Below are 583 nucleotides of genomic sequence, written 5' to 3'. Positions count from 1 at the left end.
CCGAAGCGGCGTCCACGATTCTTGCAGTCTTCGATCACGCCGTTGAGGAATGGGGCGAGCGACTGACCCGCGCGTATCTGACCATCTGGGAAAGCCCCGACACTGCCGCACCCCTCCGTGCGATCCTCGTCTCCGCATTCACGAACGACCAGGCACTCGAGAGCCTTCGCTCATTCCTCGTTTCCACTGCCCTGGAACCTGCAAGCCGGAAGCTGAACATGAGCAACCCCGGGCTGCGCGTCACCGTATCCATGAGCCACCTCCTGGGAATCGCCCTCACCCGCTACATCCTGCAGGCGCCGCCGATCCGCGAACAGAGCATCGATAATCTCGCGGCACTCGTCGGCCCGACCATCCAGCGTTACCTCACGGGACCGCTACCCGGCCAGGCCCCATAGCAGCCGATGTCAGCGGCGCCGTAGATCTGGGCTGTGTCAAGGAATGTGGACAGTTCCTCGGTGATTTCTGAACTGTCAGGCCGCCCGGGATAGGTCTTGGGCGGCGTGGTGATCGTTCCAGGCTCGGGCCGGGGTGCGGTACCCGATGCTGGAGTGTGGTCTGCGACGGTTGTAGAACACCTCGA

Annotated in this window: 1 pseudogene; it reads left to right on the top strand. The window is 63.3% G+C overall.

The window, feature by feature from the left end:
* A pseudogene (locus tag H483_RS39840) lies at positions 1-398 on the top strand (hypothetical protein); the annotation flags it as partial.
* Positions 399-583: the final 185 nt, after the last annotated feature.

Source organism: Dietzia sp. UCD-THP (assembly GCF_000349585.1).
GTDB classification, from domain to species: domain Bacteria; phylum Actinomycetota; class Actinomycetes; order Mycobacteriales; family Mycobacteriaceae; genus Dietzia; species Dietzia natronolimnaea_A.
This window is presented reverse-complemented; position numbering and strand designations above follow the sequence as displayed.